Origin of the sequence: Bradyrhizobium sp. in8p8 (assembly GCF_000426845.1) — a bacterium.
Lineage (GTDB): Bacteria > Pseudomonadota > Alphaproteobacteria > Rhizobiales > Xanthobacteraceae > Bradyrhizobium > Bradyrhizobium japonicum_C.
In genome coordinates this window covers 143403-157673 of sequence record NZ_AUGD01000002.1, presented here as the reverse complement: position 1 = coordinate 157673, position 14271 = coordinate 143403, and the positions used below count along the sequence as shown (strand labels likewise).

10 protein-coding genes are annotated in these 14271 nt (G+C 65.1%); 5 read left to right on the top strand and 5 right to left on the bottom strand.

Going from position 1 to position 14271, the window contains the following annotated elements; genetic code table 11:
* From K408_RS0105970 to K408_RS0105950, 5 genes are all read left to right on the top strand, one after another.
* Complete coding sequence (locus K408_RS0105970) at window positions 1-1197, top strand: serine hydrolase domain-containing protein (RefSeq protein WP_024341793.1); 1197 nt, start codon at window positions 1-3, stop codon at window positions 1195-1197.
* Window positions 1198-1212: 15 nt separating this feature from the next.
* Window positions 1213-3207, top strand: a complete 1995-nt coding sequence (locus K408_RS0105965; RefSeq protein ID WP_024341794.1) for a primary-amine oxidase — start codon at window positions 1213-1215, stop codon at window positions 3205-3207.
* Between the two features lie 603 nt (window positions 3208-3810).
* Window positions 3811-5796 carry a TonB-dependent siderophore receptor gene (locus tag K408_RS0105960; RefSeq protein WP_024341795.1) on the top strand — a complete coding sequence of 662 codons (1986 nt, stop codon included), beginning with the start codon at window positions 3811-3813 and terminating at the stop codon, window positions 5794-5796.
* Between the two features lie 179 nt (window positions 5797-5975).
* The gene (gene fsrB / locus K408_RS0105955) at window positions 5976-7265 is read left to right on the top strand and encodes a siderophore utilization protein FsrB (RefSeq protein WP_024341796.1); all 1290 of its coding nucleotides are present in this window, start codon (window positions 5976-5978) and stop codon (window positions 7263-7265) included.
* A 90-nt stretch (window positions 7266-7355) separates the two neighbouring features.
* Entirely contained in the window at window positions 7356-8171 is an 816-nt protein-coding gene (locus tag K408_RS0105950; RefSeq protein WP_024341797.1) for a hypothetical protein, read from the top strand.
* A 14-nt stretch (window positions 8172-8185) separates the two neighbouring features.
* Here K408_RS0105950 and K408_RS0105945 read toward each other — a convergent pair whose 3' ends face one another.
* The 5 genes from K408_RS0105945 to K408_RS0105925 form a co-directional block, all read right to left on the bottom strand.
* On the bottom strand, window positions 8186-9637 hold the full coding sequence (locus K408_RS0105945; RefSeq protein ID WP_024341798.1) for an aldehyde dehydrogenase: 1452 nt from the start codon (window positions 9635-9637) through the stop codon (window positions 8186-8188).
* 28 nt (window positions 9638-9665) lie between these two features.
* Complete coding sequence (locus tag K408_RS0105940) at window positions 9666-10397, bottom strand: ABC transporter ATP-binding protein (protein WP_024341799.1); 732 nt, start codon at window positions 10395-10397, stop codon at window positions 9666-9668.
* Window positions 10390-12060 carry a branched-chain amino acid ABC transporter ATP-binding protein/permease gene (locus K408_RS40210; RefSeq protein ID WP_024341800.1) on the bottom strand — a complete coding sequence of 557 codons (1671 nt, stop codon included), beginning with the start codon at window positions 12058-12060 and terminating at the stop codon, window positions 10390-10392. Before K408_RS40210 ends, K408_RS0105940 begins: the two co-directional genes overlap by 8 nt.
* Entirely contained in the window at window positions 12057-12932 is an 876-nt protein-coding gene (locus K408_RS0105930) for a branched-chain amino acid ABC transporter permease (protein ID WP_024341801.1), read from the bottom strand. The genes K408_RS40210 and K408_RS0105930 overlap by 4 nt, the downstream gene beginning before the upstream one ends.
* A gap of 63 nt (window positions 12933-12995) precedes the next feature.
* Window positions 12996-14210, bottom strand: a complete 1215-nt coding sequence (locus K408_RS0105925; protein WP_024341802.1) for an amino acid ABC transporter substrate-binding protein — start codon at window positions 14208-14210, stop codon at window positions 12996-12998.
* Between the last annotated feature and the right edge of the window lie 61 nt (window positions 14211-14271).

Genomic DNA, 14271 nt, shown 5'->3' with positions numbered 1-14271 from the left:
ATGCGACCGACCGAGATCATGCGCGGCAGTCCGCCCGCGCCCGAGGCGCAGGTGACACGCGCCAACTGGCGCAGTTTTCCGGCGATCCGCTGGGGCTTTACCCACACCCGCGAAGTGCTGCCGACCGCGGAGGTCCGCCGTTCCGCTCATCCGACTCCGATGCGAAGCGCGCCGCGCGAACTGTCAAAGCTCGGCTTCACCACGCCGGACGGCCAGCCGACCACCGTCGAAGCCACCCTGCACGAGACCTTCGGCGATGCGCTGCTGGTCATGCACAGGGGCACCCTGGTCCACGAATGGTATGGCGACGGCATGAGCGCGACCACGCCGCATCTGATTTGCTCGATCAGCAAGTCGATCGCGGGCACGCTCGGCGGCATTCTCGCCGCGCGCGGCTTGCTCGATCCCGAGGCGAGGGTGGTGCGCTACGTGCCGGAGCTGGAGGCCTCGGTCTACGGCAGCTGCACGGTCCGCAATGTGCTCGACATGGCGGTCGCCATCAAGTTCGAGGAGGATTATGAGGACCCCGCCGGCGACGTGGCGCGCTACCGCTTTTCATCGGGCTGGGACGTGCCGCCGCAGGGTGTCGAGCCCAGCCACCAGCGTGCCTATCTCACAACGCTGCGCGGCACCGGCAAGCCGCATGGCAAGGTGTTTCACTACGTCTCGACCAATACCGAAGTGCTCGGCTGGGTCTATGAGCGTGCCTGCGGTGCGCCTTACCCGCGCATCCTCTCCGAATATCTCTGGCAGCCGATGGGCGCGGAGGAGGACGGCTCCCTGACCCTCGACAGCCACGGCATGGGCCGCATCGCCGGCGGCCTCTCGGTCACCGCGCGCGATCTCATCCGCTTCGGCGAGATGATCCGCTGCCGCGGCGCCGTCGAGGGCCGACAGGTGGTGCCGGGCTGGTGGATCGACGACATCCACGAGAACGGCGATCCCGACGCCTGGGCCGACGGCGATCTCGCCGACATCTTCCCAGGCGCGCGTTACCGCAGCAAATGGTACACGATCGATCCCTCGCGTAACGATCTTGCCGGGATCGGCATTCATGGCCAGTGGCTCTACATCGACGCTGCCGCCGACACCGTGATCGTCAAGCTCGCCACGCAGCCGAAGGCGATGGACGTGCCGCTCGACCATCGCTGGCTCGCCGCCTTCCGTGCCATCACCGCGCATCTCGCCCTGCGCTGAACGTTCGGACAGAACATGCTCGATCCCACCGAAGCGAATTCAAGGCTCCAAGCCGCCAGGCCACATCCGCTCGATCCGCTCACGGCTGAGGAAATCACCGCGGCCTGCACATGGGTGCGGGCGGCGGCGACCGCCCCGGAGAACTGCCGCTTCCCGATCGTTCGGCTGGAAGAGCCGACCAAGCAACAGCTCGCCGCGGGCCGGGGAGGCCGCCGCGCCTTCGTGCTGACACTGGACGCGATGACGGGCGAGGCGATCGAGCATATCGTCGATCTCGGCCGCGGCGAGATCGTCACGCGAAAAATGCTCCCGAACCGCGAGGCCCCCTATGGCCAGCCGCCGGTGATGCTGGAGGAGTTCTTCAAATGCGAGGCCGCGGTAAAGGCCGATCCTGGCTGGCGCGCCGCGATGCACCGCCGCGGGCTGACGGACAAGGATATCGAGCTGGTTCAGGTCGACCCGTTCTCGTCCGGCTTCTTCGACAAGGAGTTCGAGCGCGGCACTCGCATCGTACGCGCGGTCAGCTATTTCCGCGAGCATCCCCAGGACAACGGCTACGCCCATCCGATCGAAGGCGTCGTCGCAGTCGTCGATCTGATCGGAGGCAAGGTCATCGACCTCACCGACGAAGACCCGATCGTGCCGATCCCGCGCAAGAAGCGGAACTATGGCGCACATGAGGTTACGGACCCGCGCACCGACATCAAGCCGCTGCACATCGAGCAGCCCGAGGGCCCGAGCTTTCGCGTCGACGGCTGGAAGGTCGATTGGCAGAAATGGAGCTTTCGTGTCGGTTTCACGCCGCGCGAGGGCCTCGTGCTGCATCAGCTCGCCTACCAGGACGGGACGCGCAAGCGGTCGCTGATCCATCGCGCCAGCGTCACCGAGATGGTGGTGCCATACGCCGATCCGACCGCGAACCATTTCTGGAAATCGGCGTTCGATGCCGGCGAATACGGCCTCGGCATGCTTGCGAACGCACTCGAACTCGGCTGCGACTGCCTCGGCAACATCCATTATTTCGACGTGCCGGCCGCCGACAACAAAGGCGAACCGTTTGTCATGCAGAACGCCATCTGCATGCATGAGGAAGACTACGGCATCGCCTGGAAGCACTACGAGTTCCGCAACGGCCTGTTCGAGGTTCGCCGCTCGCGGCGGCTCGTGATCTCGTTCTTCGCGACCGTCGGCAATTACGATTACGGCTTCTACTGGTATCTCTACCAGGACGGCACGATCCAGCTGGAGACCAAGCTTACCGGCATCATCCAGACCGCCGCCGTGCCATCAGGCGAAAAGTATCGATGGGGCGGCATGATCGACGACAACCTGGGCGGACCCACGCACCAGCACTTCTTCAACGTCCGGCTGCACATGGATCTGGATGGCGGCGGCAACACCGTTACCGAGCACGATTTCGTGCCTCGGCCCTGGGGTGACGACAATCCGCATGGCAACGTGTTCGACACCACGACGCGGGTGTTGTCGCGCGAGTCAGACGCGGCGGCGGTTGCGAACGGCGAAACCGGCCGGTTCTGGAAGATCAGCAATCCCAACGCGACCAACTCGGTCGGCAATGCTCCGGCCTACAAGCTTGTCGTCAATCCGAGCCCGTTGATGCTGGCGCAAGAGGGCAGCTACGTGCGCAAGCGCGGCGGCTTCGCGACCAAGCACGTGTGGGTGACGGCGTTCGATCCCGCCGAGAAATACGCGAGCGGCGACTACCCCAACGTCCATGCCGGCGGCGACGGTCTCCCGCGCTACGCTGCACAGGATCGCAACATCGAGAATGCCGACATCGTGGTATGGCACTCCTTCGGCCATACCCACGTCTGCAAGCCCGAGGACTTTCCGATCATGCCGGTCGAATATGCCGGTTTCGTGCTGAAGCCGACCGGCTTCTTCGCCGCCAATGCGGCCGGAGACATTCCGCCCGACCGCAACAGCCGCAGCGTGCTCGCAAGCGGGAGCAACCGCGACGAATCGTGCTGCTGCGCCGGCAAGACGTAGAGCCCGCGCGGTAACGGGTCGACTATGTCCGGCCGTTGCCGATAAGTGAGGGCGTGTTTCCATCTAGAATTATTCCAAATGCTCGACGGCAGCGAGGAGCGAGATCGCTGCTCGCATGCACGTCGACTGCAAATCGCCGCCGGCGTCATTTGCCGTGGGCGCTTTCGCCGCACATGCTGCGCACGGGTCTGGAGAGATTCTAACCTCGTTCCTATCGCACTACGAAACGGCCTGAGTTACGGCGAGGCATCAAGAACGATACCGGCAAAGCCGGCAGTGCGTGGGGCTTCGAAAAACGTGACCGACTTCCAACTTTCTTCGCGTGGCAGCACGCGTCGTCCACCCATTCAGGTGCTTTTTCTCGGAGCGGTCAGCACATTCTCCCTCGTCGTTCCCATCGGTTCCGTGGAGGCGCAGACGCAAATTCCTGCAGTGACTGTGGAAGCGCCGGCGCAGCGCGCCCGTCCCGCGGCGATTGCTTCGTCGCGAAGAGCGGCGGCGACACGCACCGCACGCGCCGCTCGTCGCGCCCCGGCGCAGCAGCCCGCGCCGACCCAGTCGGCATCATCGAACGGCGCCACGGGCGAACGTGCCAATGGACCGGTGCGCGGTTTCGTCGCGACGCGGAGCGGCACCGCGACAAAGACCGACACGCCCCTGATCGAAACTCCGCAGTCGGTCTCGGTCATCACCACGGACCAGATCAGGAACCAGGGCGCGGTCTCCATCGGCGAAGCCTTGCGCTACACTGCCGGCGTCAGCGGCGACGTCAATGGCGGCTCGGACACCCGTTTCGGCGGCCTGCAGATCCGCGGCTTCGACATGACCATGCCCGGTCTCTACATCGACGGCCTGCGAATTCCGTCCAGCAATTACGTGCATTTCAACGGCCTCGATCCCTATGGCGCCGAGCGCATCGAGGTTCTGAAGGGCCCGTCATCGGCGATGTACGGCGGCAGCGGCACCGGCGGCATCCTCAACTACGTGACCAAGCTGCCGACGGCCCAGCAGTTTGGAGAAGTTTCGATCTCCGGCGGCAGCTTCAACCGCTATCAGGGTCAGTTCGACATGGGCGGCCCCGCCAACAAGGAGGGCACCGTGCTGTGGCGTCTGACCGGCGTCGTCCGCGACGGCCAGACCCAGGTCGACTTCAGCAAGGACAACCGCGTCTTCATCGCGCCCGCCGTGACGTTCAAGCCGAATGAGGACACCACCCTCACCCTGCTCGCCAACTATCAGCGCGACCGGGCAGGGTGGGGCCTTCAGTTCCTGCCCGCCTCGGGCACTGTGTGGCCGAACAACGGCCGTACGATCCCGGTGTCCTTCTTCGCGGGCGTGCCGGGCTTCGACGCCTTCAACACCGAGATCGCGACCGCCGGCTACCAGCTCTCGCACAATTTCACCGACAACATCACGTTCCGGCAGAATTTGCGCTACGCCTATCAGCACAACGAGGAGAAGGTGTTCTACGGCGGCGGCTATACCAACGAGGCCGCGGGTCAGCTCGCGCGCTACGGCAGCTACAGCAACTCCTACATCAATTCCTTCGCCGTGGATAATCAGCTCCAGGGCAAGTTCACCACCGGCATGCTCAGCCACACCACGCTGGTCGGCGTCGACTATCGCAACACCTCCTTCCGCGACACCGCCTTCGGCGTCACGACCTCGTCCCCCGAGATCAACGTCTTCAACCCGAACTACAGCTACGACTACGTCATTGGAACCATGAGCGACAACACGGGAGTCAAGCAGTCCCAGGTCGGCGTCTATGCGCAGGATCAGATCAAGCTCGGCCGGCTCTCGTTCCAGCTCGGCGGCCGCCAGGATTTCGTGACCACGCAGGTCGACAACGGTCTCGCGAACACCACGGCGTCGAAGGATGCCTCGGCTTTCACCGGCCGGGCTGCCGTGATGTACAATTTCGACAACGGCATCGCGCCATATTTCAGCTATTCCGAGTCATTTCTGCCGGTGCTTGCCACTGCTTCCGGCCAGTTGCTGAGCCCCGAGACCGGCGTCCAGTACGAGGTCGGCGTCAAGTACCAGCCGCTCGGATGGAATGCGCTGTTCACCTTCGCCGCCTTCGACCTGACACGCGACAACGTCGTGACCTATCCGCCCCCCACCTTCGTCGCTGAGCAGACCGGGCAGGTGAAATCGCGGGGCGTCGAGCTGGAAGGCACCATGTCGCTCGCCGACGGCTGGAACCTGCGCGCCGCCTACGCCTATGTCGACGCCGTGGTCACGCAGGATCCGGTCAATGTCGGCAAGGCGCCGGTCACCGTGCCGCTCAACCGCGCCTCGCTGTGGAGCGACTATACGCTGCAGACCGGACCGCTGGCAGGCTTGCAGTTCGGCGGCGGCATCCGCCATGTCGGCGCAACCTGGGGCGATGATTCCAACACGTTCAAGGTGGGAGCCTCGACCGTCCTGGACGCGCTGCTCGCCTACACCCGGGACAATTGGCGCCTGTCGTTGAACGTCACGAACCTTGCCGATACGCGCTACGTCGCTGCCTGTTACAGCCTCTCAGGCTGCTTCTATGCCGAAGGCCGCAAGGCGATCGGCAGGCTGACCTATCGCTGGTGATGCTTGATGGCGCTCGTTCATGACCTTTCACAGGCGATCGTCATGCCCCGGCTCGTCCCGGGCATCCACGTTCTTTGTGCTCCGTGGCGCGGCGTGGATGGCCGGGACAGGCCGGCCATGACGCTGGCGGAAAGTAACCGACCAATCTCTCACGTCGTGCGGCGTAAGGAGACAAGGCGATGAGAGCGATGTTCGGCAAACTGCACCGCTGGGCGGGCCTGCTCACGGCCGGGTTCCTGTTCTTCTCCGGCATCACCGGCGCAATCATCTCCTGGGATCACGAGCTCGACGACGTCCTGAACAGCCATCTGTTCGACGTCTCGACCAAAGGACCGGCGATTCCGTCGATCGAGCTCGCCAAGATGATCGAGCAGCGCGATCACCGCGCACGCGTCGTCCATCTCTTCATGATGCCGGAGGAGGGCCATTCGTTGTGGTTCTTCGTCATGCCGCGGATCGATCCAGCGACCGGCAAGCGTTATGCACTTGACTACAACCAGGTCTTCCTCGATCCCAACACCGGTGCGGAGCTTGGGCGCCGCTATTGGGGCGCGGTCTGGCCCGTCACGCGAGAGAATTTCGTCTCGTTCCTCTACAAGCTGCATTACACGATGCACATCCCTGAGTTCTGGGGCAGCGATCGCTGGGGCATGCGGGTGCTCGGCATCATCGCCATCATCTGGACCATCGATTGCTTCGTCGGGTTCTACCTGACGCTGCCCTCGCGGCGGCGCGCCAAGGCGGCGCGGGCACCTGAAGTCGCACGCCAGCTCGAGCGCGGCTTCTGGGCGCGCTGGGCACCGGCCTGGACCATCAAGACCTCGGGCAGCGCCTACCGGATCAATTTCGACATCCACCGCGCCTTCAGCCTCTGGACCTGGGGCTTGCTGTTCATCGTCGCCTTCACGGCGTTCTCGCTGAACCTCTATTTCGAGGTGTTCTCGCCGCTGATGAAGATGGTGTCGAACTACACGCCGACGCCCTACGAGCAGCGGCCCTATCGCGATCTCGACGATCCCATCGAGCCCAAGGTGACCTTCGCCGACATCGCCGCGCGCGCCGCCGCCGACGGCAAGGCGCGCGGGTGGACCACCCCTGTCGGCTCGATCAATTATGGCCCGGCCCACGGCGTCTATGCCGCGGCCTTCTTCCACCCTGGCGACGATCACGGCGCCGGCGGTGTCGGTCCGGCGCAGCTCTACTACGACAGCGAGGACGGCCGCCCGATCGGCGAGCGGCTGCCCTGGGTCGGCACCGCCGCCGACATCTTCGTGCAGGCACAGTTCCCGCTGCACTCAGGCCGCATCGTCGGACTGTTCGGACGCATCCTGATCTCCGTCATGGGGCTCGTGGTGGCCGCGCTCTCGGTCACCGGCGTCGTGATCTGGTGGCGCAAGCGCCGCGCCCGGGTCCGCGTGCGCGAGACCACGGCAATGCGGCTGAGCCGGCAGCTGACACCGGCGGAGTAGGGCATTCTAACTCCCTATGCAGATGAACCTCGCCGCCCCGCGCCAGCACAAACACTGGGAGATCACTCCCAGTCGTTCCGGAAGCTGAAATTGAGATCCCTTGCCTTGGTCTGCCTGCTCGTCCTCGCCGCGCCGGGCCATGCCGCCGCGCCCGAGCAGCACTATCTCGAGCTGCGCGATCGCTATATCGCCAAGTTCTCGAAGGCAAAGGAGAGCGACGAAACATCCAAGCAACATGATACGGCTCTGAAGGAGCTGGCCGGCGTGCTGCGTGGCCTGGTAGGTCCGGTCGCCATCAAGGGGCTCCCGGCAGAGGGCAAGTCGAACGTCGACACGCTCTTCAGGGATGACGTCGGCTTCGGTCACCTCGATGGGCTCAGCTTCGCCTCGGAAGACTATAGGACGCAAGCCGTGGTGACCACGATGACGCTGCTCGGGCACTGGCTGCGCGAGCATCGCGAGGACGGCATGCCGCAGGAGATCGCGGCCGCGCTCAGGTCGGACCGCTTCTACCATTACGCCATCCAGGACGCCGCCTTCGCGAAGTACGCCGAGCTGCCGGTCACCAAGCCCGCGTCTGCCAGCGCTGCGGTCGCCGTGCTGGGCCTGCGCGGCAACGGCGACCTGAAGGGCCTGCCGAGCGAAATTGGCATGGTCGCGATCCAGGGTGACAAGGTCTACTTCATCGCCACGTCGGATGCCGTGAAGACGGCGGAGATTCCGGCCTGCGAAAAGGTCTGGAAGCAGATGATGGCCAGGAAGACGCCACAGGATGCCATGGCGCGCGAGGACCAGGCGATGGACGCCTACACCAAGTGCTTCGCGAAGGAAGCACCGAGCCAGAGCTGGTTCGCGGCGGCGGTGAAGAAGGCGCAGGCACAGCTGGATTCGTTGCTGGCGCGCTGAGACTTGGACTGGCGTTAGAACGGATAGTGCCGTGGTCCGGTCTGTACGGTGATCCAGCGCAACTCGGTGAACTCGTCGATGGCGGCCTTGCCGCCGAAACGCCCGTAGCCCGACGCCTTGGTGCCGCCAAACGGCATCTGGGGCTCATCGTGCACGGTCGGTGCGTTGACGTGACAAATGCCGGCCTCGATCCGCTTGGCGACGCCAAGGGCGCGTGCGATATCGCGGCCGAACACGGCGGAGGAGAGACCGTATTCCGTGTCGTTGGCGACGCGGACCGCCTCGTCCACGCCGCTGACGCGGACCACGGTCACGACCGGACCGAAGCTTTCCTCGCCATAGATGCGCATTGCAGGCGTGACGTGATCGACGATGGTGGCCGGCAAGATCGTGCCGCTGCCATGTCCGCCCGCCGCAACCACCGCGCCCTTGGCGACGGCGTCGTCGATCAGGCCTCGGACGCGGTCGCAGGCTGCGTTGCTGATCAGCGAGCCGAGCACGACATTGCCCTTGCCAGGATCGCCGTGAGGCAGGCTGTTCGCCTTGGCTACGAACTTGGAGACGAAAGCATCCGCCACCTTGTCGTCGACGACGATCCGTTCCGTCGACATGCAGATCTGACCCTGGTTCATGAAGGCACCGAAGGCCGCAGCGTTCACGGCGGCCTCGAGGTCGGCATCGTCGAGGATGACGAGCGGGGCTTTGCCGCCGAGCTCCAGCAGCGCGCGCTTGAGATGCTTGGCGCAGGCGAGTGCGATGAGACGGCCGACCCGTGTCGAGCCGGTGAAGTTGACGCGGCGGATCGCGGGATGGGCGATCAACGCTTCGACGACCGCCTGCGCATCCTCCGGCGCATTGGTCACGACGTTGACGACGCCGTCGCCGAGCCCGGCCTCCGTCAGGCAGCTGCCGATCAGGCGATGCACGCCCGGGCTCATCTCGGACGCCTTCAACACCACGGTATTGCCGCACGCAAGGGGCATCGCGACGGAGCGCACGCCCAGGATCACGGGCGCATTCCACGGCGCGATCCCGAGCACGACGCCGACCGGCTGACGGAACGCCATTGCGAGATTATCAGGCTTGTCGGTTGGAATGATCTCGCCCGATATCTGCGTCGTCATGGCGGCGGCCTCGCGCAGCATGCCTTCGGCGAGATGCACGTTGAACCCGGCCCAGCCGTCGGTGGCGCCGGTCTCGGCGACCATCAGCGCGGTGAACTCCGCCGCCCGACGTGCCAGGATGTCGGCCGCCGCGCTGAGCCGCTTGCGGCGCTCGGAGGGGGCGAGCTGAGACCAGGCCGGAAAGGCGGCGGCTGCGGCATCGGCGGCGCGCATCGCATCGTCGATCGAGGCCGCGGCCACGATGGTCGCGATCTCCCCGGAGATCGGATTGCGGCGCTGGAAGGTGCGCTGGTTGCTGGCCGACTGGTCCTTACCGCCGATGAGAAGGTCGATCGCGTTCATGGCGTTCTCCGTGAGGTGCTGGGGAGGATTACGTTGGTGTTGACGCGCCGCGCGCCTTGCCGAGATAGGCGCGCTGGATCTCGGGATCGTTCTTCATCGCGCTGGCAAGCCCGGTGCCGGCGTTGCGGCCTGACTCGATCAGGTAGACGCGATCGGCAATATCGAGGCTTGCCCGGGCATTCTGCTCGACCAGGAGCACACTCAAGCCGCTGCCGCGGATCTGCGTCAATGCACGGAAGACCTCGCGGCTGAGGAGCGGCGATAGACCGAGCGAGGGCTCATCGAGCAAGAGCAGCAATGGATTCGACATCAGCGCCCGGCCGATTGCCACCATCTGCTGCTCGCCGCCGCTCATGGTGCGGACGGCCTGGGGCAGGCGCTCGGCGAGGCGCGGGAACAGCTGCAGGATCTTTGCGAGCCGGTCTGCCTCGCCAGCGCGGGCACGAGCGGGATAGGCGCCGAGCTGGAGATTCTCGGCAACGGTCAGATCGCCGAAGACGCCGCGGCCCTCCGGCACCAAAGCGATGCCGCGCTCCACGATCAGATGGGCAGGCAGTTCGGCGATGCTCTGTCCTTCGAATCTGATCCTTGCGCCCGCGGCAGGCCTGACCAGCCCGGCGATGCTCTTGAGCAGGGTGGACTTGCCGGCGCCGTTGGCACCAAGAATAGCGACGATCTCGCCTTGTTCGATGCCGAGCGCAACATCGGCCAGGGCCTGGTGCTTGCCATAGAAGTGGGAGAGGGCGGCGACCTCAAGCATCGTCGTCTCCGAGATAGGCGGCCACGACCTTTGGATCGGACAGCACCTCGTCCGGCCCGCCGCGTGCAATCACGCAGCCCGCGTTCATGACGATGCAATGGCCGCAGAGCGCGCGGATCGCGTCCATGACATGCTCGACCATGATGATGGTGAAGCCGCGGTCGCGCAGCTTGGCAATCAGGGCGATGCCTGTTTCGAGCTCGCTCGGATTGAGCCCGGCCAGCCATTCGTCGAGCAGCACGAGGCGCGGCTGCAGCGCCAGCGCGCGGGCAAGCTCCAGCCGCTTCTGGTCGATGTAAGTCAGGTCGCCTGCGGGGGCGGCGTGCACGGTGCCGAGCCCGACGAGGTCCAGCAGCTCGCTTGCCGTAGCGCTTGAACCGTTCGACGTGGAGAACAGCTGCGCCGCCGCGACGTTTTCGGCAACGGTCAGATCCGGCATCACACGCACCAGCTGGAACGTGCGGGCAAGGCCCAGGCGTGCGATCTGGTGCGCGCGCAGGCCGTTGAGGACGATGCCACCGAACCGGATCGTGCCCGACGAGGGCTTCAAGGCGCCGGAAAGCGTGTTGAGAAGCGTCGTCTTGCCGGAACCGTTCGGGCCGATGATGCCGACGATCTCGCCCGGTGCGACCTTGAAGCTGACATCATCGACGGCACGCAACCCGCTGAACGACTTGCTGACGCCTTCGACTGCGAGGAGCGGTGCATCGCTTGTACCCGCGCGCGCGGCCACGGGGCCGCCGGTCGGGACGCGCCAGCGGCCAGTCCCGAACAGGCCGATCACCCCATTCGGCAGCACCATGACGATGAGCACGAAGATGAGGCCGAGCACGATGCTGAAATGGTTGGGCAGCGTCGCGCTCAGCACCTCGAACAGCAGGACCAGCGGAATGACGCCGAGCACGGGCCCGAACAGCGAGCCGGCGCCGCCCAGCAGAGCCATGATCACGACCTGGAACGAGATCGTCGGATTGAATGCGATGGCTGGATCGATATAGGTCCAGCGCGGAGCCATCACCGCGCCGGTTACTGCCATGAAGGTTGCACTCAGGATGAAGACGCCGAGCTTGACCCGCGTGGCGTCGATGCCGGAATGGCTGGCCGCGGTCTCGTCGGCACCGATGGCGCGCAGCGCCAGCCCGTAGCGCGAGCGCCCGAGCAGCCAGCCCACCAGGAACACAATCGCGGTCAAGCCCAGGAGCTGCCAGTAGAGAATATCCTGCGTCACCGCACTGAAGAGATAGCGGCCGACCGATTTGTGGATGTTGACCTCGTACCAGATCACCAGCTGCCGGATCAGCTCGGCAAGCCCAAACGAGAAGATCACGAAATAGATGCCTGATAACCGCAGCGTTGAAAGGCCGGTGATTGCGGCGGTGAATGCGCCCACGCCCGCCGCGGCCAGCAGCACGACTGGCCAGGGCATGGTCTCCCCGAGCACTGCGGCGGTGTAGGCGCCGAGGCCGAAGAAGGCGACCGTCGCAAGCGAGATATAGCGGGTCGGACCTGAGAACATCGCCCAGGCGGTCGCCAGAATCGTGAAATAGAGGACGCTGATGCCGAGCGCGAGATAGTAACCATTGGCATAGAGCGGGTAGGTGACGGTGGCCGCGGCGAGGGCAAGCCCGGCGCACCACAACAATGCGCGCTTGGGCCCGGTCATGACGCAGCTCTCCCGAACAGGCCGGTCGGTCTGATCAGGAGCACGCCGAGAAACAGCGCGTAGGTGGCAGCCAGCGTCAGGCCCGGATCGACCAGCCGCGCCACCGCGGTTTCGACCACGCCGAGCAGCAGTCCCGCGACCAGCGCGCCCATCACGTTGCCGACCCCGCCCATGATGACGACGACCAGCGCCTTCATGGTGAATATCACGCCCATCGCGGCATTGAAGGTGAGGAACATGCTGACCAACACGCCGCCGACCGCGACCAGGCCACCGCCAAAGGCGAACGCGAGCCCCGACAAGGCGGCCACGTCGATCCCGACGAGGCGCGCGGCGTTGGCATCGACAGCGATGGCGCGTACGGCCGTGCCGATCCGCGTGCGGGTGAGGGCGAGATACACGGCGCCGCCGACCAGGGCCGCGAACAGCAGTGCGACCAGGCGATTGACCGCGAGCGTCGAGCCCATGATCGTCAGCGGAATGGAGAGATAGCTATAGCTGTAATACTGGCCGCCGAAGGCGACCAGCATGGCGCCCTGGATCACGAACAATACGCCGAAGGTGACGAGGATGCTGTCGATCTCCTGCGCGCCTCTGTCCTTGCTCCGCCGCATCAGGCGCTCGAGCAGGAAGCGATAGAGCAGCCAGTTCACCACCATCGCGACAGGGACAGCCAGGAGCAGCGCAGCCAGCGGGCTCAGCCCGAGGCCACTGTAGAGCGAGAACGCGCCGAACGCGGCCGCAACGAGCGACTCCCCATAAGAGAGGTTCATGATCCGCGCCACGCCATATTGCAGCGTCAGCCCAAGCGCGATCAGCGCGTACATGCCGCCAAGCACCAGGCCCGGCAGGACGATGTCGACAAGCAGCATGAACGGGGTTCCTAGTGGATGGGGGCAGGCCTCGCAGCGCAAGGCCTGCCCGCCAGCCTTGCCTTACTGCCACTGCGCCTTCGGCACGACCGGCGTACGCGCGCCTGAAAGCGAAGCGGGTGCGAGGGCGTAGAATTCGCCGTTCTGCCACTGGCCGACGCTCCAGACCTCCTGGAGCAGACCGTCCTTCAGCTTGACCTTGCCGATGATGGTGTCGAACGTGCCCGAGCGGATTTCCGCTGCGACTGCGGCGCGATCGAGCTTACCTACCTTTTCGATCGCCTGCTGGAGCACCTGGAGGCTCGCATAGGTGATCGAGCTTGCCCAGCGATCGGGCTCCTTGCCCGTCGCGGCCTTGTGGCGCGCGAGATAGTCCTTCAGCCGCGGCGAGTCCGCGTTCCAGCCACCGATCCCCATAACGCCCTCGCTGTTGGCGGCAAACTTGCCCTTGTAGAGCGGGAATGCGGTGCCGACGCCGACGTAGAAGATTTTGGGGTTGAACTTCAGGAGCTGCGCCTGCTCGGTCAGCGCGATCGTGTCCGGCGGATAGCTGAAGGCGACGAACGCGTCCGGGTTGGACGCGATGGCGTCCTTCACCAGCGGCTGGAGATCCTGCGTTCCCATCGGATAGGTCTTGTCGTAGGCCAGCGTGAAGCCGTGCTTCTTGAACGCTTCGCGCCCCGCAGCGGACAATTCGATGCCGAACTGATCGGCGATGCTGACCATCGCGATGTTCGCCCCGATCTTGCCTTCGCTCCTGAGCTTCCCGAGCAGATCGGCCAACGCCTGGGAGATCTGCGCCGACGTTCCGAGCCAGAACGTCGCGTTGGACCAGCGCTTGGCAAGTTCTGGCGCCTTGTCGGTCACCGAGGTCACCGCGAGGTGAGGGTAGCCGAGACGGTTCAGCGTCGGGCCGACCGCGAGGTTGAGGCCGGTGCCCCAGGGCGAAAGAATGAAATCGACCTTGTCCTGATTGGCGAGGCGCTCGATCGCCTTGACGGCTTCCTCAGAACTGCTGCGGTCGTCGTATTCGACCACTTCGATCGGCAGCTTCTTGTCGCCGAGCTTGATGCCGCCGGCGGCATTCACATCCTTCACCCACAGCTCGTAATTCGGCAGCGTGGTGATGCCGGCGCCGCCGGCATAGGGCCCCGTTTTGGAAATGGCATAGCCGATCCGGATCTTCTCCTGCGCCTCGGCCGTGGATGCCAAGGCTCCCAGCACTGCCGCAACCAGGCCAGTTGCGCGCAGCAACGTTCGACGGTTCGCCGAAAACATGTCGATCCTCCCTCGTGTTTCACGCAAGCGATTGTTCGCAAGCGGTATGAGTGGTCGTTCC

Coding starts and splice junctions, on each gene's coding strand:
- fsrB (WP_024341796.1), top strand. CDS start 5,976: ATGAGAGCGATGTTCGGCAAACTGCACCGCTGGGCGGGCCTGCTCACG.
- K408_RS40210 (WP_024341800.1), bottom strand. CDS start 12,060: ATGACCGGGCCCAAGCGCGCATTGTTGTGGTGCGCCGGGCTTGCCCTC.
- K408_RS0105965 (WP_024341794.1), top strand. CDS start 1,213: ATGCTCGATCCCACCGAAGCGAATTCAAGGCTCCAAGCCGCCAGGCCA.
- K408_RS0105930 (WP_024341801.1), bottom strand. CDS start 12,932: ATGCTGCTTGTCGACATCGTCCTGCCGGGCCTGGTGCTTGGCGGCATG.
- K408_RS0105970 (WP_024341793.1), top strand. CDS start 1: ATGCGACCGACCGAGATCATGCGCGGCAGTCCGCCCGCGCCCGAGGCG.
- K408_RS0105945 (WP_024341798.1), bottom strand. CDS start 9,637: ATGAACGCGATCGACCTTCTCATCGGCGGTAAGGACCAGTCGGCCAGC.
- K408_RS0105940 (WP_024341799.1), bottom strand. CDS start 10,397: ATGCTTGAGGTCGCCGCCCTCTCCCACTTCTATGGCAAGCACCAGGCC.
- K408_RS0105925 (WP_024341802.1), bottom strand. CDS start 14,210: ATGTTTTCGGCGAACCGTCGAACGTTGCTGCGCGCAACTGGCCTGGTT.